We start from the raw sequence: 18,925 nt of genomic DNA on the forward strand, positions 1-18,925 counted from the left end.
ATTGGTCATATTCAAAAACAAACATAGGATTATTATGGGGTTTCCGAAAATGATAGATCAAGAAACCATCAGGAAAGTTACCTCTCATGAAGACAGGATTCAGGCTTTAGAAGATCACAAGAAACTTTGTGATGAGCTTCATGATATTTCAAAAGACCACCGCAAGCGCAGTGATGATGCAATGAATAATCTCACTCAATCTAACTTATTGCTTGCCAAGTCGATTGACAACATGAATCTTACTTTGTCTGAAATTGTGCGTGATGACAGGCCGATAGTTAAACGATCAAAGATCTTCTGGTTGTGGGTGGATAATTTCTTGATCTGGCTTGGTGTTAGCAGAAGAATAGGCAAATGGATTTTTGGGTCTGTGGTAGCGCTGGCTGCTTTTGCTGCTGCGCTTAAAACATTGGGGGTTTGGTGATGCCAATCGGATTAATTGTCAGCTTGATTAAGAAATACCTGCCGCAGATTATCGGGGTTGCTGCCGCTCTGATTGCCCTAGCGTACATACATCACAAAATTGATCAAGGTGGATATGACCGGGCGGTTGCAAAGTATGAGAAGCGTGACGCAGAGACAGCCAGGAAGGGAGCTGAGTTGCTTAAATTAAAGCAGCATGAAGCAGACTTGATCAATAAACAAAACTCAGAGAGGGCATACAATGCGGCCAAAACTTACAATGACCATTACAAAACTATTCTTGCTGAGCGTGATGCTAGTCCTAAGCGCGTGTTCATCCGCACCAAAGAGCCAAGTTGTGATTCCAACGCCATGTCCGGAACCGTTAAAGATACCAGCAGAATTGGCGGAACAGGTGCGCAGCGATACTCAACAGAATTACCGGAAGCAAATATTCGAAGCCTTAACGAAGTAATCGAGCGGATTGAGCAAATGCAGCTTAATTGTGAACAATTATTGAATATGGTGAGCGAATGATCAACATACAACCACTTCGCGGAGCGATCCCTGACAAAGTTCACGATGAGCTTTTCGATACTGCAACTAGATTTCAGTTGAGCTCTCCTGATCGGATGGCGCATTTTTTAGCGCAAGTTGCACATGAATCAAATAACTTTGCTGCGAAAGAAGAAAACCTGAACTATTCGTCTGAGGGGTTGCTTAGAACATTCAAGAAATACTTTACAGTTCACGAAGCTGATCAATATGCTCGCAAACCTGAGCAGATAGCGAATCGTGTCTATGCAAACCGCATGGGCAACGGCGATGAATCCAGCGGCGATGGATGGAAGTATCGCGGTAGAGGTTACATTCAGTTGACCGGCAAAGATAATTACACGGCATTCGACATGGCCGTACCTGAAAACATTGTCGAGAATCCTATTTTTGTCGCAACAAAATATCCGCTGTTTAGTGCTGGATGGTTTTGGAATTCAAAGCGGCTTAATGAAATGGCTGATCGTGGAGCGGATCAACAGGTAGTCGCTGATATAACAAAAAAAATCAATGGCGGTTACAACGGCCTGGAAGATCGTGTGAATAAATTTTACTACTTTTACGGGCTGCTTAAAAATGGGTAGATTCCTGACTGACTTGGATGTCAAGCGATTGCCAGATAAAAACGGCCGCAAACAGTGGAAGCTTATTTCTCCACTGATCTACGAATCCAGCACGGTGGGATTGATCGTGGTGCCTACTGGATTCGTGACTGATTTTTCGAGTGTTCCGAGACTGCCTTTTATTTACTGGATATTCGGCGGGCACGGAGACCAGGAGGGCGTATTGCACGATTTCTTGTACAGCAAGCCGCACACTACTGGCAACGGAATGATTGTTGATCGTCCGCTTGCAGATAAAGTTTTGCGTGGGGCCAGGTATAACTGTGAGCGCGTGAGTTTGGCTGAATACGAAAATGTCACTTTAGGAAACTTGCTTAATAATCTGTGGGCATATTTCGGAGCATGGTGCTTCTGGATGGCTGTCAGGATTGGCGGGTGGCGCTATTGGGAGGAATGATGGATTTGAAAGGTCAGAAAGGTGAGCTGAAATTCACTCTACAAATAACCAGGGCGGCAACAGGTAAAACTGAAACAGTAGATTTGATTGGAAAGATTGACGATAACTTAGGAGATCATGATGGCAGTAACACACTCAGCAGCAGCGCGGAATGCGGCGACAGATGCAGTGACAGCTCTGATAGGGGTGTCGGGTAATTTAAAATTCAGATTAGCAGGTAATATCGGTGCACCTGGCGCTGTGGTTGCAACTCTGCCATTGTCAGTAGATGCGTTTGGAGACTCATCCGGAGGGACTGCTATTGCCAACCCGATAACTAGCGACACAGATACTGCTGGCGATGCATCACCAGTGGCAACAGCTACTTTTGAGACCTCCGGAGGGACAATAGTATTGCATTGCGCAGTTTCTGCATCGGGCTCTGATATTAATATGAGTGGCGGACTGACCGTTGCTGCTGGAGATACGATAGCGATCGCCGATGGCGACCTTACTTATACAGCTCTTACAGCTTAAGGTTATAACCAGGTGACAATAGCTGAATTAACAGCGCAGCGGAACACGGTTGGCGCTGGTCAGTTATCTACCGTCACTTTCACTTATCCTGGAACTCCGACGCCAGGAAACTTACTTGTTGCTGGTTTTGCGTGGCGTGGAAATGTAACAGTAACAGCAGTACCATCGGGATGGATTCTTGCAGCAAGCACAGCTGATGGCAATAACATCGATGGTGCAATCTATTACAAGATAGCCGGATCGTCAGAACCGACAACAGCGCAATGGACTTTATCAGGCAGTCAGAAGTCTGCTGGCGTTGCTTCAGAGTGGTCTGGAATCCATGTCACTCCGATCGATGCGCAGAATGGTAATACTGGTGTTGCCACAACAACTCTGAACACAGGCGCTACAGGCGCGTTGTCTCAAGCAGACGAGCTTGTGATAAACATGTTTAGTGCGCGTGATGCAGTGAGTTTTACCGCGTTTGGCGAAGGTCAGACGACGTCAGGAACGGCTCAGTCAACTGGCGGCACGACGGCATCAAGGAACACGACCGTACTTGTTTCAAAAGTAGTAAGTTCAACCTCGTCAGTAGATTACACGGCACAAATCGACAGCGCACAAACCTGGGTTGCTGCTGTTGCAACATTTAAACAGGGTGCTGTAACCCATTCAGCGACAGGATCATTATCTGGTCAAGGTGCGTCCATTGTCGGCACATCTGCACATAAAGCCAGACATGACGCGAGCGGAACTTTATCCGGACAAGGTTCCGATATTGATGGATCAGCAACAAGATTCAGACAATTTTCAGCATCAGGTGATTTGCCTGGTCAATCAGCTTCAATTGTTGCTTCTTCCGCACGATCCGATGGCGCAGTAACACATGATGTTTCTGGCGATCTGTCAGGGCAAGGATCGTTAATCTCTGGCGTATCGGGTCGCTACAGGCAATTTGACGCATCCGGCAATCTGATAGCAAGCGGCAGCAATATTAACGGAGATGTAAATCGGTATAGAGCACATAATACAGCTGCCGCTATCGTTGGCCAGGGATCAAGTTTAGATGGTTCTGCAATCAGATATCGTTCTCATGATGTCGATGGCAGCCTTATAGGGCAGGGGTCAACGCTAAACGGTGATGCCGCACGATCTAGCGCGGTTGTGATTCATGACGTGACCGGCGATCTGGTTGGGGATGGCTCAACAATAGCAGGGCTGGCAAAGAATGGTGAAGTAGTCATATCAGGCACGATCAGCGCGGCTTACGTAATGCAGACTATCAATGCCGAATTAGTCAACAACGAAATATCTGCAACATATCGAACTCATACAATCATAGGTGCAATATGAGCATTGTAATATACAAGAATACCGACGTTGACATCGCAATAACGGTTGCTGGGATTGATGTTGCCGACATAACAGAGATGACGGTTACGCTTGAAGGCAATGGACAGACATTGAGTTTTTCCGAGAGCAACGGAGATATTACGATCGATGGGACCACCATTAATCTGAGAATAGAAGACAATCAGATTGCCAGCGTAGGGCCTTACATGCTCAGGATTACAGCAACAGAGAATGGTAATATTCGTGGCCTTACTACTGACCCTTCATTAATTAATGTTTTATGAATTGCGGAACAAGATATATTTTTGCGGAATAGATTTCTTTACTGAAGGATATTTACTTAATGCAAGTTATTGATTATTATTGGTGCCGAGAGGGGGAATCGAACCCCCATGATGTCACCATCGCGGGATTTTGAGTCCGATTCGTTATTATTTTAATACATATAGTTAGTACAAAATCACGTTCCGCAAAAAGCACAAAATCACCGGCCTGAAACCCTTTATCCATGCGGGGCAATTATTTTTTGCGGAACAAAAACCCGTCACTTTGTGGGTGTAACCTTGTCGCCTTTCCTGGCTTTCACATATCGTTCTGTCATGGCAATATTAGAATGCCCCAGTTGTTTTTGAGCTTGTCTGATATCGCCGCTCGATTCCGTCTTATCCGTGGCAGCCTTGCCGCGTAGGTCCCTGAATTGGAATAGTTCCTGATCTATCCCTGCAGCTTCACGAGCTCTGAAGAAATGTCCTTGCAAAGTTCTGAGCGTGATTCTTTGACCATTTTCATCAATGATCAAGTTAAAGCTGCGGATCTTATATCCCGTCTTGCGCATCAGGATTCTTTGCAGCAGAAAAGCAAGTTCGCCTTCGATGCTAATTCTTAGTTTTGCCTTTGTTTTATTTTGTGTGACTGTGATCGCGCCATCCTGGATGTCATGCTCAGTCATTTTGAGCACGTCAGATGGTCTTTGGCCGGTTAGGTATGCCAAGTCCATTGCATCTCGTAGCGGTTGGCTTGCTGCTGCGTGAACGGCATTATATGTTGCGTCATCAATGTAAACATCTTTGCGTCCAGTCTCTTTGAATCCTTTTATTCCTGCGCATGGATTTGGCATGTCGGTATAACCCCATTCCCTTGCTTTGTTCCAAATGTGACTGAATAAGGCCTTTTCCCTGTTTGCCCTGATTGTTTTTCTCCAGTCAAGGTATTGGCGTATGTGGATCGGCTTGATCTCGTTCAGTGGTGGGGGTGGGTTGCCGAAGAATTTATATAGTTGATCCAGTTCGCGCAGGTTATCCTTCTGAGTTGCCGGTGCTTTGGTGGGGATTACTTCTTTTATGTACCGGTGGGCAACATACTGAAAAGTTATGATCGCCTGGTGATGATTTGGCTGATCCATTTCGATCTCTGACCATTTTTTTACAGCTATAGCGTAATCGCATCCTAAAGGGATTTCTTTACGTGGTTTCGTTCCGGTGTCATAGTAATACCAAACCTTTGCCCCACGCTTTCTTGCTCTCATGCGCTTTGGCAAGTGACTATTAGCTGATGGCTTTCTGCCCATGATTATTTAGAATTGATGGTTCCCATGCTGATTTCGGTTTGTTTGATGTTTCTCTGCCTTCGATCGATGTTTTTGGCACGACCGGACGTCCAGAAGGATTTACAAAGAATGCTATCCCCATGACCCGCAATGCGTCAACCTGGCCGGATTTTGTTTTCTTTCCGGTCAGTATAGCAACATCATCTGGGTCGAGGAAAATACTCATTTTGTTGGTGGTTTTGCTATCAATCTTCTGGTTGAGTTATTTCACATATAACTCTACGTAAGGGCCATTTTTTATCATCATCAGTTCCTAATAACGACCATTTATTGTCGCCTAAATATCTTGCCGGCTCAGGTTTTAGAATATCTTCTTCTGGGCCGTCGACATCAACTTCAGGTACAACCCAATAGAATTTACCAGGTAGCAGATCCTGATCATCCTTTGTTATGTTCTGTAATTCTCTAATTTTGGACTGTATTTGCTCATGCTCAGAGAATGTTATTGGTTCGTAAATACTCACTAATTTCATCTTTGAATTGATGCAGCCAGCCAAATAGCCGTTTCTGTATACATCGATGACATGATCTCCTGCCCGATTTTTTCTAAACTCAATAGCCATGTAATGTCCTTTTTAAATCACTAAAGTTTTACGACTTATTGTCGTTAATTAAACTTCATGGTGTCTCCCACTGCCCGGCAAGTATTAGAGCCACTTGCTGGGCAGATCAATCAGAACAAGTTGTTGTTTCGTCAGCAACAGACATCCAGTTATCTTCGTCATCAGACAGTCTAAAATTCATGTCTTCAATGGATTCCTCTCTCAGATGCATGGCGATCACTAACCTTGAATACAGTTCAAGCCAATACATACTTATCATTTTGTCTGGATGTTTGTACCCAACAATCTCAATTGCATGAATGAAATGTAGAATATAGTGAAAAGGTAGCTCGTCGCGTGAGTCTACGAAGTCGCTCTCTATGTCTCTTATGGAGTCCAGCCAGGTGTGTCCGAATGCACTGACAGGTAGTCTGCAGCTTGGCCCTGTAAATGATCCTCCACCAGGATGATATGGATTATCAATTGCGATTCCTTCAAATGCTGACAATAGGATGCATCGTCTGAACCATCTTATTAACGGTTTGCATTTATGCTTTTTCGCTATCCCGTCTGGACCACGAATTGCTGACATTAATACTGATTGTTGCATGATAGGCAAATTGGTTACCCAATCTTGCAATGCAGACTTTGGATTTTTGTTCGTATTTTTTGTTTGTTCTATATCTAACAGGTGTGCGTCCATATACAAGTCACTCATATTTTCTCCTGAAGTTGGTATTGCAGATCAATTGTGCCGCTCACCCATCTTGTGGATGTATCCACCTTGTTTCTTTTCCTCAATCTTCACTCCGTTATTACTAATTTCTTTGTCGTTCCTCGTCAGGAACCCGGTTGATGTAGTTTCTCCGGTGATTTTAAGGTATTCGATTTCGGCTTTGGCTGTATTGATGATCACCTGGGCTGTTTCGTTGATGGCCTTTGCGCGATCGATGTCAATCGGTTGATCCTTGTCTTTCAGCGCCTTGATTGTTTCAAATAGGACATTGCGCAGTGTGGTTATGTTATTTTCTGGTTCCATAGTTTCCATTTATCCTCCTGGTTAGTGACGCTTTTAGTGCAATAACCTTTCTCAAGTCATCCGGCATGTTTTGAACTGTGTTTAATTGCATCAGCTCTTTCCTGGTTATCAGGCTGAGATTATTGGGATCGCAGTTTTTCCGATTGCCGTCTTTGAAAATGACCACTGAACCTGGCGGCGGATATTTTCCGTGTGTTTTTTTCCAGACTTCCCGGTGCAGTAACCTGTATTTGTAAATGCCTTCTTCAATTTTGACTAAAATATAGCCGTCCTTTGAGCAAACTCTGGTTGATCCAACTGGCCGGTGGTTCTTTGGTTTGGAGCCAGGTTTGAACCTTGTCAAAACTGATCTTCCTCCGGCGTTATACTTGATCCCTTTATTCCATGACGATCGCTCTCCTGTGATCTTCCCTGACTCATCCCTGCCGAATCTCTTCATATAATCCGCGCTCTTGCGGATCAATAGCTTGATTGCTTTGTGCGTGATCTGAACTGATGTGAATTTGCCGTTGAATAATTTAATCATTTCTTCTGGCGTAGAATCAGGATAGTGCTCTGCCAGCAGGTCGATGTCTTTTTTGTCAGTCCAGATTCTTGGGCGTTTCTTTGATCGGTCTGTGATTTTCATAGCAAGTATTTGAACCACTCAATTAGCATCACGCCGGTTATAGCCATAACAACTATTTTTAATGTTTCAAGTATCATTTTACCTCAGCCAAGAAAGCCACAATCAAAGCCCAGTAGAATGTTATGTATAGTGCCGTTAGCATGATTAGAACGGTATGTCATCGTCGAATCCGCCATCACCTTCGCTGCCTGCGCCAGCTTTTTGTGGGGTCGATTGTTCATCTGATTTAGATTCATCAGAGCTTCCAGAAGGTCTGTTGCCTAGCATCTTCATATCATTGGCTATGATTTGCGTGGTGTAACGTTCAACTCCTGACTTGTCTGTCCATTTCTTGGTTTCAAGTCTGCCTTCAACATAAACCGATCTGCCTTTTTTGAGATACTCACCAGCAATTTCTGCAAGTTTGCGGTAGAAAATGATTCTATGCCACTCAGTTTTTTGTTGTTTATCACCATTTTTATCTTTCCACGTGTCGGTTGTGGCCAGGGTGATTGTGGTCACTGCATCACCGTTGGACATGTAGCGTGTTTCCGGGTCTTTGCCCAAGCTGCCGATGAGTATTACCTTATTTACTGATGCCATTTGATATCTCCTAGACGCATAGGTCCGGCCACTGAAAATAATAAATATGGGAAAATAAGGTTATCGAATGCGATTTTTCGCTTAAGCTTGAGTAACAGAATTAACTTAGCTAGAAGATAAAGATGAATAATCTGAGGTGTTAGGTTTTTATTTAAAACGGGTGGGCGAAACCGTACTGAATCATCCGGAGTATGGGTCAGGATAGATTCAGCTGTACAATTTCGCCCATAAAAAGGAAATCCGACGCGCGGAGAAGTAGGGCAAGGGGAGAGCGCGCCGGATTGGGATGATAATCCAGCCCTCCGACTAAGTGCAAAGGAACACTTGGGCTGGTGCGGATAATTCGTTTCGAACTCATCAAGAAAGAAAGAATTACGTTCAGGCATTATTGCTTTTTTATACATGTTTATCTGTGCGTTGGCGCACGTACTCATAATTAATTATCACGGTTTATTCTTTTATGCACTGTGCTGCAGCAATCTGCTGCACTTGCTCCAATTTGGCTTGATGATCTTTCTCTCCCATCCATCCTAAGAGCGCGACCAGGGCTACCAATGTAATGACAATGAGCATGCGTTGCTTGAAAGTGGCTCCACTTGCCCGGTAGTCTTTGGTGTCGTATGGAATCATGATGCCTCCTTGATAGTTGGATGCAGAATCAAGTTGATCTTCTCGGCCAAGTGATCGATGTCGCCATCGTTGAGGATGATTCTGTCATGGTCTGGATCGATGTCCATCGGCTTCGCGCTGACGTGATTAGTGCTGATCTGGTATGGATTGGTTGGTCTGTGAATGTGCCAGATTTCACCGCCTTGGCTGCGGATGTAGTCGCATTCATTCTGGAATCGCACATCGGTTGCCACAATGCCTTCGATGTATGCGTTACCAGCTGCTGCAAGTTGTTTCAGATAGTCAATCTTTCTACCAGCGATCCTTACCCAAATGTCACCGCATACTGTGTCCCTGCCCCATTCGGTTCCGAGTGTTTGCATGAGTTGGCGTGGTGACTTGCCGCACAGCTCATCGAGCGGAGTTTCTTTAAGGTCTCGGTCGACAAAATAGTTCTTGGATATCCGAAAGCCAGCAACCAGCATGTCGATCAGTGGTTCTGCGAAGGATACTCGGCGAAATTCTTGCGTTTCACCGAGTATCTCGGCGATAGTGTCCTTGCCGCAACCAGCGGGGCCGTGGAGGCCGATTAGTTTGATTGGTTCAGACATTATGCAATTCCCATGAATAGTGGAACGGCGGTTTCCAGCTCGATTTTCTTGATCAGCTCTTTATTTGCATGCTCAAGCACCTTGTCTGATCTGATCAGCTCATACCAGAACGTTAGCAGTCCTTCTCGAACTCGATAGCGTAATCGTGCGGTGATTTGATAGGCGTCACCTGACCGGAATACCGGTATGCCGATGGCTATCTTTTCGAATAGCTTCATTTTTACAAGTGTTTGGCCGTCATCATCCTGTACGAAATTCATGTTCACTCCGCCGCTCTGCAGTCGTATTGCAGACTTGAATCGCATATCCTGATTTGCTTCGAATGAAACGGCCATTTCAAGCAATTCTGCACCGGTCGGCATCCCTTCGGCTGAGGCGATATCGTTGAGGTTTTCTTCGATAAACATGGCCATTTCCATCTGTGTGAAAGACTTTTTGTTGTGGTTATTCCAGCGTTTCCATTCCTCAGAGAATGGCGGTGTGTATTTTGCGGTTAGGTCTTTCCAGTTCTGCGTTTCGTTCTCGTCAACTTTACCGCCGCCGTGGTCATTGAATATGCAATTGAAGTCAATGCTCGATGTTATGTAGTCAGAGTTACAATAGATGGTTGTAAATGTCTGGTCTTTGTGACGGTTGATGTACGCTATGAAGCTGTCAGCGTCATGCATCGTGACTGATCCCTTCTTTCTAGCAGGTATGGACATCAATTTTTCATCGTCACGATCCTCTAGTTTCCAGCCTGGTGGAAGTGCTACCCGTCGCGTGTTGTAACGGCTGGCTATTTCTATCGGTTGTATCTTTGACGCAAGATCAACGATTGCTTGTGTTTCGCTGTTTTTGATTTCAGTGTTTTCCATGATTATTTATTTGCCTCGATTGTTTTCAGTGGTTTTGGTGCTTCCTCAACGACTGTCAGATTGAGTTTTTGTTGATGTGGGTTATCCGGAGTCAATGTGCCGTCCTCGGTCGCAAAGAGAAGTGCTTCCATTGGTTCATCGGCTGGCATGTTGGCTTTAAGCTTGCCAGTGATTTGCATGGCGCCATTCTTTACAATTTTCTTGACGCTGATTTTCAGATCAATGCTCCCTGTCTTGCCGGATTCGTTAACTTTTTGAACTAATTCGGCCAGTTTGTCGCTGGCGGAGCTGATGAAAAATCCGTTTCCTATGTGGTGAAGCGTATCTGTGATTGGTTTGCTCATAATTGCTCCTGTCGTATTCGAGATATCGGGTTGGAATTAAGTTGCGATTTCGAACGGCTCAACGAACCGTTGTTTTTTCTGCTGTGGTGCTGCGGTCGGTTGTGGTGGTGTGAATACCAGCATGTTTTCTTTCATGCAGCCGAGCTCGTAGAGTGTTTTTATAATTGAAGGCACGGCATAGTCTGCGCCATCGTTTGTTTTATCTATCCCTAAGTGCATGAAGACATCATCCAGCGTGAAGATTTCGCCTCTCTGCATCTCGATAAATTGCGTCAGCGGTTCGGTGTATGGGTTTGCTTCCGTTTTGCTGTGCAGAATAGTTTCAAACACGTGCTTGGTCATTTCATCGAAAGCTTTATCGATGTGCACAATACGCACGCTCGCGTCTTGTTCGTGGAATACTACTTGACCGTCATCCAGCTTAAGAATCGCAAGCATGCCGTCTGGTAGTTGCTGGGTCAGGTCATGTTCGTGTATAACCCTGTCAAGTTGATAGAATGTTTGCAGAGACGCAATTTCTTCAACTAGCAGTTGATCTTCCTGGTGGTAAATGATTATTCCTGGTTTGGTGTTCATTTTTCCTCCTTTAACCGAGCAGATGCCCGGTATCGATGCTTGAATAATTACTTAACCGGAACGCAATTAATGCTGGAGATAACCTGAAAATTGCCGAACGTACCGGAAAATGATGCCAGGCGTGGCATTCAACGCTAAGTCTTGGCTGCATTGCATGCGCTTAAATAGTTGAACTTGGCGTTATAGTGGCTGGTGAATGGCACGTACCATGCTTACTTGTACATTGTGCATTGTGCATTGACGTGCGTGACCGATCCAATCAGTTGGTGCGGGATTGCAGGTGCGGTTGCATTCGCAGCATTAACAAAGAGCGATGAGATAATTAGAATTACGAAGAGGGGGAATAATTTCATTTTTATAAGTCTCCAAAGTTAAATCATTAATTAAGTAGACGGGCTGAGCTTGATTCCAGCCCGTCTTTATCAACTTCAAAGCATCGGTCTAGTGAGTTTTTGTTGTTGATGAAATTAATATTACCAACTGGTAATTGTCATGTCAATACCAATTGGTAATTATTTATGATAAAATCTTTTATGAAATGGTTTTTGGTGATATTTAGTTTGACTGACGATATTTAGATTTGCTCGTTACTATGGGATACTTAGTCTCATATTTGACTATATGGGATGCTTTCTCATGATAAAAATTGAATCGCCGGTTCTGGATCAATTAGAGGAAAATTTAATTGTTTCGCCAATGTCGATAACTTATGAAGGTAATGATGCGGATAGACATATAATTAATGCGCAAGCTTTAGGTGAGTCAATAATTGGAGCTAGTAAATTGTATAGTTCTGTGGCTCATTATTGTTCATTTGGTTTTATTCCGCGTGGGAAATATAAAAAGGAATTTTTTTGTTTTGCAGGAGTTCCGCGAGAAGGAAGTTATGAATATTTTTTGTACATTGCAGCTATTGCGCAAGAATACAATTTGCATAATGAAGCTTATAAAGCATCTATAAGCTATATTTTTTCTAAAGTTATTGGTGCGGTTAAGAATATTTGGATTAAGCGAAGTGAGACTGAAAAAGTGGTCGAAAATTTAACAGAAGCGCTTAGAGAGCAAGCTCAAATAGACTCTAATATACAAAGCCAACTAATTAATTCCTTAACCAAAGCTAACGATAATTTGGCAAGCCTACATTCTAAGCTTATTAATACGATTCCTAAGTTAGCTGATGCCACAAGACCTTATGGTAAGCAATTGGTAGCACCAATTGGGAATAGTTGCCGAATAATTAAGCAATTCGAAAATGAAGAATTTGAAGTTGTTATAGATGAGCCCGAAGCTGAGGCCATTAGAAATGGATATGAGACTGAGGTAGAAGATATGAAAAGTTATCAATGTAGACGAATCACAGAAGTTAATATTGTTACAGGCCATTGTATAATGCAGATTAATGGTTTTAATGGACTTGTTCCAGGGAAGATAAGTGATCCTGCTATAAGTCAGCCAAATAATGTATATACTCGGGCATTAAATAATAATTCGTCATTTGAAATATTTGCGAAAATAGTTAAGCGAGATGGGGCGATTGTTAGGCTATTTGTGAGTGATGCTCGCGATAATTGAATTATTAAATGATGAGAATACATCGATCGATTTTAGAGCCGATTTATGAAGATCCTGTTTATGAAACTCGCATCGAAGGTTACGATAAAGGGTTGATTAATTCATGGCAGATTGGCAGGCAATTGGCTCAACGAGATACAGAGCTTGTGGCCGAAGTGTTGAGAGGGGAATTGCCAAGCCTGGGTGTTAAGGGCGGTATTGATAAAAAGAAAAAGCCAAAATTTAAATTTAAATATGGTTGTTTGTGGTATCTGGCTCAGTTGCAAGGATTGAAGGGGGTAGATTTGGATGTGGATTTAAATCAGGAAGTTGAGTTGGTGTGCTCGAGGACAAAGATAAAAGTTATATTTACTTCAGATATGAGTAAATATTGCCCTCCTGAAGAAGAGGAAAGCTAGTGTCAATTGTTTTACATTCGGTAACGATATAGTCTTTGATTGCTTCAGTCCATTGCTTTTCTGAAATTATGTTTGGTCTTGATAATGAATTTCTTAATCCCATCGCCTTTTCGATCTTCCTGCCGTATGAAGTAAATGCCCATTCTTCAGACAGGATGGTGCCAATGACTAGATAATCGAGCTTCATTGATACATTCTCAACGGTCAGTCCGCCAACTTTCTCTGTGATTCTTTTGCATACCGCTCTTGTGCCCAGTAGAAACTCTCCGGTAAAGCAAAATTGTTTTTCTGTGAAAAATATTTGCTTATCAATACAGTAATCAATAAAGGCAATTTCATTTTTGGCTGATCCTGTATCGGAAAAATAATTGCCTTGCAATCTCGATAGCGTTTCAAATAAATCTTCTCTTTCGTCTTGCGTGATTATCCCGTCGCTAAGTATGTGGCTTATTCGCTCTGCAATTATTGATCCAGGCCATTTTGTTACAGTCTCCGGGTACTCTTTAAGCCATGTGCTTAAGAAGAGTATCTCCTGATCATTTAATTGATTGTCGGCGGTGATTCCAGTGCAAATTCCCATCAGAGTCTGAATGGCTTTAGTAAGCTGCCGATTATCTATACTTTTCAGTGCCGCTATGCTAGTTCCTTCGTAAGCCATGATTAACCTTTTTTACATTTGCATAAATCTTTGTCGCACCAGTGCTTAATGTGAGATATATTTTCACTCTCGTAATATCCTAGATCATCTCCCTCCTGACTTATGTTTTTCTGTAACCAGCCTAAGAGTGTACGACGCGTAATCAGTGTCGCTATCATTTTCGATCGCTAAAATCATCTCTATCATTGCTTGTTTTTTTGGGTCATTTGTTTTATATGTTTTTGTTTGGTCTTCTGACTCATCGAATCCGTCCAGCCAATCTTTTGGCAATCCAAGCCTCGATTCGATATCCGACTTCATGTTTTCACCGATACCTTTGCCGCCCGTAACGTATCTTGATACCAAATTAGCTGCTATACCTAAAGCCTCTGCCATTGCAGACTGCTTGCCTCCAAACCTTTCATTCAGAATGGTTTTAAGTCTTTTGTTCCTTATAGGTTTTTTAGTGGTTGTCATTACCAACATAATCTAATCCCATTACCAAAAAGTAAATGACCAACTGGTATTGACATAATAATTACCAGTTGGTAACATGAAGCCATGAACGCATTAAAATCTTACTTAAATTCCTTAGAGCCAGAGAAGCAAGAGCAATTTGCAACTAAGTGCGGGACAACAGTTGGATATATGAGGAAAATAATTTGCTCCAAAGGTGAGTTGTTTTTTGGGCCTGTCATTTCGAGAAAAATCGAGGAATATTCAGGCGGTAAAGTATCGAGAATTGATCTGCGTCCGCATGATTGGCGTGACCATTGGCCAGAGCTTGAGGGAAAGACGGGAATATCGGCATAAGAAATCATGATCAAAACAACTAATTCCAAAACCAAACCATCGGCACAAAAAATAAATAACTTTAGCGCTACACGATGGTTTGCTATTCGAAGATCTGATAGTGAGGTAATTGCTGATGGTGAAACGTACCTGGAATGTTCTGATGCAGCTGCCAGTGCGTCAGGTTGGGATAAAGCGCCGGGTACTGTTGCGCCTTATTTCATGACCACTCATGCATGGTTTTGCAGTGATCAGCATATGGATTTTCTATAAATAGCATGAATTTTATTGACTTCTCAGCCGTGCCTGTTCGGTTAAAGCAGGTTATGCCGGTGAATCGGTGTTTCATATCTCCTTGGTGTGCGTGGCCGCCGCTGCTTTCCTTCCTTTAGCAGTGGTGGCCATTTTTATTTGTCAGGATGGCATGTATGAGCTTTAAGCTTGAGTTTAGAGAATTAAAAAGTAAAGATAGAGTGCTTATCAGTAGGACAGTTTTCCAATTGGGTGAACTATCTAGACCTCATGGCAAATGGGTTCTTTCCTACGTAAATAATAATACTTTCGAATTTGATTCATCTGATTTGAAACAGATTTCGTCTAAGTTAGACGAGATGAATGGATCGAAATAAGTATGAATCCACGACAGCCTACGATTGATTTTCAACATATCGCCCAGACTGCGCTAGGAAGTGCCAGGCGATTATTAAATGAGTGGGTGCCGGGTGGTTCGTGGAGTGGTGATGAATACAAGCCGCGCAATCCTACGCGCGAGGATCGCCGTCCTGGCTCATTCGTTATTAATGCGAAAACCGGTCAATGGATCGATAACGCTACGGGTGATCGTGGCGGGGATTTGATCAGCCTTTATGCGTACATTAAATTCCTGGATCAGAAGCAGGCAGCGATCGATGTGGCTTCGATGGTTGGGTTTGATGTTGCGGACAGTTCGTCGAAAGAAAATTTTAGAAATAATAATGGAAATCACCATCCTGGCGATGTGAATAATCATGTGCCTGTCGATGATGAGATTTCCAAGCATAAAAAATCGCCCTGGGTGCCGATTATGCCGGTTCCTGCTGATGCTTCGGTTCCGCCTGTTGCGCATTATGCGCGTGGCCGGCCTGATGTTATTTATACGTATCGTGATGAGGATGGTGCGGTTAATGGGTATGTGTACCGGTTTACGACTTCGGATGGTGGGAAAGAAACGTACCCGGTGACTTTTTGCCGCAACCGAGACAACGGCAAGGAAGAATGGCGTTGGATGGCTTTTCCTGAGTTGCGACCGCTTTATAATCTTGATCATCTGGCTGATTTCCCTGATTTACCGGTTTTGCTGGTCGAGGGTGAGAAGTGTGCTGATGTGGCAACTTCTGAATTTAGCGAGGATTATGTTTGCATCACATGGCCTGGTGGGTCTAAGGCTATCAGTAAGGTAGATTTTTCTCCATTGATTGGCAGGAAAATTGTTGCGTGGGCAGATTGTGATGCCAAGCGAGAAAAATTATCTCGTGAAGAAAGGGTTTCTGGTATTGACCCTGATAGCAAGTCTTATCTTCCTGAGTCAGATCAGCCGGGTATGCGTGCAATGCGTGATATCCGCAAGATCTTACTGAGTCTTGATCCTTCCATTGATTTTCAGTTTATTGATATTCCTAAGCCTGGTGATAAGCCGGATGGTTGGGATATTGCGGATGCTGTTGATGACGGCATTGATCTGATTGAGTTTATTTCAAAGGTTAGAAAGCCACCTCCTAAGCGATCCAGTGATACTCGCCCTGTCAATCGTAGCGATAACGGTCTGCTTCTTAATAAAGATTACAAGATTGTCCCTTGCCTGGCGAATATTTATGACATTTTGCGTACTGATTCGCGGTGGGGTGGAGTGCTGGCTTTTAATGAGTTTTCTTATGTGATCTGCAAGTTGAAGCCGCCGCCGTTCGAGCGTTCTGCTGTTGGTGAGTGGGATGCTAATGATGATGTGCAGACTTCGATGTGGCTTACTCGTGAGTATGGTTTTGCGCCAACTCCTGCTCAGGTGACCGAGGCGGTCGAAGCGCTGGCGCGGGCGAATGGATTTCATCCGGTGCGTGATTATCTCGATAGTTTGGAATGGGATGGTATCAGTCGCGTGGATGATTGGATTTCGGATTATATCGGCGCGCCTAAGTCTCCTTACGTGATGCGTGTTTCCCGATGGTTTTTGATGGGTATGGTTGCGCGGGTTATGGACCCTGGCGTTAAGTTTGATTGTTGCCTTGTGCTTGAGGGTACCCAGGGCAGGCGTAAGTCGTCAATGTTGCGCGTTCTTGCTGGTGAGTGGTTTGGTGATACTGACTTGGATTTGCACAACAAGGATTCAATGAATTCGATTCGCGGCAAGTGGCTTTATGAGTTCGCTGAGTTGGGTTCTTTGGCCAGGGCTGAGGCTACCCGGCAGAAGTCTTTTTTATCGCGTCAGGTGGATGAGTTCAGGCCGCCTTATGCGCGCAGGGATATTCGCAGTCCGCGCCAGCTTGTGTTCGGGGGAACCACCAACGATTGGGCGTGGAACAAGGATGAGACGGGCGGGAGGCGGTTTTGGCCGATTGAGTGCAAGTCTGACATCGATTGTGATGGTTTGGCGGGTGTACGTGATCAGTTGTTTGCGGAGGCGGTGCATTTGTATCGTCAGGGTAAACGATTCTGGCCAACGTCGGAAGAGCAGCAAAAAATATTTGATCCTGAGCAGATCAAGCGGCATCAGGTTGATGGTTACGTTGAGATGTTGGAGGGGTTTGTTAAGCAGCAGGTTAGCGATTTCAAGATGGCCGATGCTGCTGAGTATTTGAAAGTTGATCCTACGAGATTGTCGCGGGATATTCAGACACGTATCGGAAAGGCGTTGACTGCGCTTGGCTGTAATCGTGTCGAGAAAAGGTCAAACGCGATCAGGTTTTGGTATCAGCCGCCATGCAGTGATGTCGGAACTGGGGACAAAAGTGATCGTGTCGAGGGGGTTGCTGATGGCATTCCTTTCTAAAATGTTCCATACCTCATGTCAGGTATGGAACAAGTATGGAACCTGGAAAGGCGCATGGGGGCTTGTTCTTCCATACCTTCCATACCTTCCATACTTGATGCTTCCCGCACGTATACGGGGGCGCGTGTGCGTGTGCGCGCGTATATGCGTAAGTACGTATTTCAGTATGGAAGGTATGGAAGTATGGAAGAGTGGCATGAACAAAAGCTCTCCAACTTCCATACCTGTTCCATACCTCAACTTAGGTATGGAAGGTTGGGTTTTATGAATAAAGATGATGTGCGTCGTTTATTCCCAGAGTGCATTGAGTTTGCCGACAAGATGCGAGATGTGTTCGGTCCGGGTGTGAAGCTGACTTATGCTGAAGAGAATGGCCTCAAGATTGGTCAGCGTGCAACTGTTGATCCTGATCGAGTGGTTAAGTTGAGCGAGATTGTGCTGGATTCCAGACCGATGGACGAGATTATTGCAGAGCGTGATGGTGGTAAGAGCAGGGGCAAGAATGAAAGGAAATAGCAGGGCATTGCCGAGGTTTTATTACCACGATCCTGCTGATGTTGCGGAACGGTTGGAGCTGGATCGGCTTGGGTGCAGTGCTTGTTTATCTCACAAGTTGGTGTTTGATCGTGTGATTTGTGGTGATGAAAGGAATGATCGTCAGGTCGGCGTGCCGAGAGTAGGGCATCGGTGCCGGTGGTTTAAGGATTGATAATGGAGAGTGCTATGGATAGATCAGGAATTTTCTTGTTTGATAAGAGCACAGTTGTTTCCAGGTTGGTTCGATGGGGATCGTGGAAGATGGATAGTTGCGTGGCTCTTGGTTATCCCTCAATGTCTCCGTTCATGCGCATGACTCCCAGCGCTACTGTTGGAGCAATCCAGGATGAGATTGATTCTGAGTGTTTGCAGACGGATAGGGTGGTGATGTCTCTCAGTGATGTTCATAAGCTTGTGGTAAGAAATGAATATGTGTTGCATTCTGACAAGAAATCATCCGAAAGGGCTGCTATTACTGGATTTTCAAAGAGAACTTACTATGATTATCTTGGTTGTGCTCACAGTGAAATTGCAAAGAGTTTAAATTTAATGTTGACTAGCTCGCACACTTCTAGTATAAATGTGCTAAATGTTTAAAAATTCCGTCTAGCATAAACTGAAGATTCCTTTAATACTATTAAGCCAGCCATTTCGAGCTGGCTTTTTTTATGCCTATTTCAGCTAGGAAACCTTGCTCACATGCAGGATGTGATGTGTTGGTTCATGGCGTTAGTAAATGTGATAA

29 protein-coding genes are annotated in these 18,925 nt (G+C 44.0%); 15 read left to right on the forward strand and 14 right to left on the reverse strand.

Going from position 1 to position 18,925, the window contains the following annotated elements; all coding sequences use genetic code 11:
* Positions 1-49 precede the first annotated feature (49 nt).
* The 7 genes from Q0C11_RS07145 to Q0C11_RS07175 all read left to right on the forward strand — a co-directional run bounded on the left by Q0C11_RS07145 (position 50) and on the right by Q0C11_RS07175 (position 4,112).
* Positions 50-424: a hypothetical protein gene (locus Q0C11_RS07145; RefSeq protein WP_293006875.1), complete on the forward strand. Its 375-nt coding sequence runs from the start codon at positions 50-52 to the stop codon at positions 422-424.
* On the forward strand, positions 424-939 hold the full coding sequence (locus Q0C11_RS07150) for a hypothetical protein (RefSeq protein ID WP_293006876.1): 516 nt from the start codon (positions 424-426) through the stop codon (positions 937-939). The genes Q0C11_RS07145 and Q0C11_RS07150 overlap by 1 nt, the downstream gene beginning before the upstream one ends.
* Positions 936-1,541, forward strand: a complete 606-nt coding sequence (locus Q0C11_RS07155) for a glycoside hydrolase family 19 protein (protein WP_293006877.1) — start codon at positions 936-938, stop codon at positions 1,539-1,541. Before Q0C11_RS07150 ends, Q0C11_RS07155 begins: the two co-directional genes overlap by 4 nt.
* On the forward strand, positions 1,534-1,977 hold the full coding sequence (locus Q0C11_RS07160; RefSeq protein ID WP_293006878.1) for a DUF1353 domain-containing protein: 444 nt from the start codon (positions 1,534-1,536) through the stop codon (positions 1,975-1,977). Before Q0C11_RS07155 ends, Q0C11_RS07160 begins: the two co-directional genes overlap by 8 nt.
* A 117-nt stretch (positions 1,978-2,094) precedes the next feature.
* Positions 2,095-2,493 carry a hypothetical protein gene (locus tag Q0C11_RS07165; RefSeq protein WP_293006879.1) on the forward strand — a complete coding sequence of 133 codons (399 nt, stop codon included), beginning with the start codon at positions 2,095-2,097 and terminating at the stop codon, positions 2,491-2,493.
* Positions 2,494-2,505: 12 nt separating this feature from the next.
* Positions 2,506-3,828 carry a hypothetical protein gene (locus Q0C11_RS07170; protein WP_293006880.1) on the forward strand — a complete coding sequence of 441 codons (1,323 nt, stop codon included), beginning with the start codon at positions 2,506-2,508 and terminating at the stop codon, positions 3,826-3,828.
* The gene (locus Q0C11_RS07175; protein WP_293006881.1) at positions 3,825-4,112 is read left to right on the forward strand and encodes a hypothetical protein; all 288 of its coding nucleotides are present in this window, start codon (positions 3,825-3,827) and stop codon (positions 4,110-4,112) included. Before Q0C11_RS07170 ends, Q0C11_RS07175 begins: the two co-directional genes overlap by 4 nt.
* A gap of 260 nt (positions 4,113-4,372) precedes the next feature.
* Here Q0C11_RS07175 and Q0C11_RS07180 read toward each other — a convergent pair whose 3' ends face one another.
* The 12 genes from Q0C11_RS07180 to Q0C11_RS07235 all read right to left on the reverse strand — a co-directional run bounded on the left by Q0C11_RS07180 (position 4,373) and on the right by Q0C11_RS07235 (position 11,222).
* A complete protein-coding gene (locus tag Q0C11_RS07180) occupies positions 4,373-5,353 on the reverse strand; it encodes a tyrosine-type recombinase/integrase (RefSeq protein WP_293006882.1) in 981 nt (326 codons plus the stop codon).
* A 19-nt stretch (positions 5,354-5,372) separates the two neighbouring features.
* Positions 5,373-5,600 (reverse strand): DUF4224 domain-containing protein, encoded by a 228-nt coding sequence (locus Q0C11_RS07185; protein ID WP_293006883.1) that lies wholly within the window; start codon positions 5,598-5,600, stop codon positions 5,373-5,375.
* A gap of 19 nt (positions 5,601-5,619) precedes the next feature.
* Positions 5,620-5,997, reverse strand: a complete 378-nt coding sequence (locus Q0C11_RS07190) for a hypothetical protein (protein WP_293006884.1) — start codon at positions 5,995-5,997, stop codon at positions 5,620-5,622.
* A 106-nt stretch (positions 5,998-6,103) separates the two neighbouring features.
* A complete protein-coding gene (locus tag Q0C11_RS07195) occupies positions 6,104-6,694 on the reverse strand; it encodes a hypothetical protein (RefSeq protein WP_293006885.1) in 591 nt (196 codons plus the stop codon).
* 27 nt (positions 6,695-6,721) lie between these two features.
* Positions 6,722-7,024: a hypothetical protein gene (locus Q0C11_RS07200; protein ID WP_293006886.1), complete on the reverse strand. Its 303-nt coding sequence runs from the start codon at positions 7,022-7,024 to the stop codon at positions 6,722-6,724.
* Positions 6,999-7,643, reverse strand: a complete 645-nt coding sequence (locus Q0C11_RS07205) for an HNH endonuclease signature motif containing protein (RefSeq protein ID WP_293006887.1) — start codon at positions 7,641-7,643, stop codon at positions 6,999-7,001. Before Q0C11_RS07205 ends, Q0C11_RS07200 begins: the two co-directional genes overlap by 26 nt.
* Positions 7,644-7,787: 144 nt before the next feature.
* Positions 7,788-8,225 (reverse strand): single-stranded DNA-binding protein, encoded by a 438-nt coding sequence (ssb, locus tag Q0C11_RS07210; protein WP_293006888.1) that lies wholly within the window; start codon positions 8,223-8,225, stop codon positions 7,788-7,790.
* A 450-nt stretch (positions 8,226-8,675) separates the two neighbouring features.
* Positions 8,676-8,855: a hypothetical protein gene (locus Q0C11_RS07215; protein WP_293006889.1), complete on the reverse strand. Its 180-nt coding sequence runs from the start codon at positions 8,853-8,855 to the stop codon at positions 8,676-8,678.
* Positions 8,852-9,445: a hypothetical protein gene (locus Q0C11_RS07220; protein WP_293006890.1), complete on the reverse strand. Its 594-nt coding sequence runs from the start codon at positions 9,443-9,445 to the stop codon at positions 8,852-8,854. The genes Q0C11_RS07215 and Q0C11_RS07220 overlap by 4 nt, the downstream gene beginning before the upstream one ends.
* Positions 9,445-10,302, reverse strand: coding sequence for a DUF2303 family protein (locus Q0C11_RS07225; RefSeq protein ID WP_293006891.1), 858 nt, complete (start codon positions 10,300-10,302; stop codon positions 9,445-9,447). Before Q0C11_RS07225 ends, Q0C11_RS07220 begins: the two co-directional genes overlap by 1 nt.
* A 2-nt stretch (positions 10,303-10,304) precedes the next feature.
* The gene (locus Q0C11_RS07230) at positions 10,305-10,646 is read right to left on the reverse strand and encodes a hypothetical protein (RefSeq protein ID WP_293006892.1); all 342 of its coding nucleotides are present in this window, start codon (positions 10,644-10,646) and stop codon (positions 10,305-10,307) included.
* Positions 10,647-10,682: 36 nt separating this feature from the next.
* Positions 10,683-11,222 (reverse strand): hypothetical protein, encoded by a 540-nt coding sequence (locus tag Q0C11_RS07235; protein WP_293006893.1) that lies wholly within the window; start codon positions 11,220-11,222, stop codon positions 10,683-10,685.
* Positions 11,223-11,858: 636 nt separating this feature from the next.
* Here Q0C11_RS07235 and Q0C11_RS07240 point away from each other — a divergent pair.
* The gene (locus Q0C11_RS07240) at positions 11,859-12,794 is read left to right on the forward strand and encodes a hypothetical protein (protein ID WP_293006894.1); all 936 of its coding nucleotides are present in this window, start codon (positions 11,859-11,861) and stop codon (positions 12,792-12,794) included.
* Positions 12,795-12,802: 8 nt separating this feature from the next.
* Positions 12,803-13,192: a hypothetical protein gene (locus Q0C11_RS07245; RefSeq protein ID WP_293006895.1), complete on the forward strand. Its 390-nt coding sequence runs from the start codon at positions 12,803-12,805 to the stop codon at positions 13,190-13,192.
* Here Q0C11_RS07245 and Q0C11_RS07250 read toward each other — a convergent pair.
* Positions 13,143-13,850 carry a BRCT domain-containing protein gene (locus Q0C11_RS07250; RefSeq protein ID WP_293006896.1) on the reverse strand — a complete coding sequence of 236 codons (708 nt, stop codon included), beginning with the start codon at positions 13,848-13,850 and terminating at the stop codon, positions 13,143-13,145. The two genes, Q0C11_RS07245 and Q0C11_RS07250, sit on opposite strands and share 50 nt — an antisense overlap.
* Positions 13,851-13,934: 84 nt before the next feature.
* Complete coding sequence (locus Q0C11_RS07255; RefSeq protein ID WP_293006897.1) at positions 13,935-14,315, reverse strand: hypothetical protein; 381 nt, start codon at positions 14,313-14,315, stop codon at positions 13,935-13,937.
* 75 nt (positions 14,316-14,390) lie between these two features.
* Here Q0C11_RS07255 and Q0C11_RS07260 point away from each other — a divergent pair, with 75 nt between their 5' ends.
* The 6 genes from Q0C11_RS07260 (at position 14,391) to Q0C11_RS07285 (ending at position 18,777) form a co-directional block, all read left to right on the forward strand.
* On the forward strand, positions 14,391-14,642 hold the full coding sequence (locus Q0C11_RS07260) for a hypothetical protein (protein ID WP_293006898.1): 252 nt from the start codon (positions 14,391-14,393) through the stop codon (positions 14,640-14,642).
* Between the two features lie 6 nt (positions 14,643-14,648).
* Positions 14,649-14,894, forward strand: coding sequence for a hypothetical protein (locus Q0C11_RS07265; RefSeq protein WP_293006899.1), 246 nt, complete (start codon positions 14,649-14,651; stop codon positions 14,892-14,894).
* A 358-nt stretch (positions 14,895-15,252) separates the two neighbouring features.
* A complete protein-coding gene (locus Q0C11_RS07270; RefSeq protein WP_293006900.1) occupies positions 15,253-17,643 on the forward strand; it encodes a VapE domain-containing protein in 2,391 nt (796 codons plus the stop codon).
* Positions 17,644-17,658: 15 nt separating this feature from the next.
* Positions 17,659-18,159, forward strand: coding sequence for a hypothetical protein (locus tag Q0C11_RS07275; RefSeq protein ID WP_293006901.1), 501 nt, complete (start codon positions 17,659-17,661; stop codon positions 18,157-18,159).
* Entirely contained in the window at positions 18,146-18,352 is a 207-nt protein-coding gene (locus Q0C11_RS07280) for a hypothetical protein (protein WP_293006902.1), read from the forward strand. Before Q0C11_RS07275 ends, Q0C11_RS07280 begins: the two co-directional genes overlap by 14 nt.
* A 14-nt stretch (positions 18,353-18,366) precedes the next feature.
* On the forward strand, positions 18,367-18,777 hold the full coding sequence (locus tag Q0C11_RS07285) for a hypothetical protein (protein ID WP_293006903.1): 411 nt from the start codon (positions 18,367-18,369) through the stop codon (positions 18,775-18,777).
* The last annotated feature ends 148 nt before the right edge of the window (positions 18,778-18,925 follow it).

Source organism: Nitrosomonas sp. (assembly GCF_022842015.1).
GTDB lineage: Bacteria > Pseudomonadota > Gammaproteobacteria > Burkholderiales > Nitrosomonadaceae > Nitrosomonas.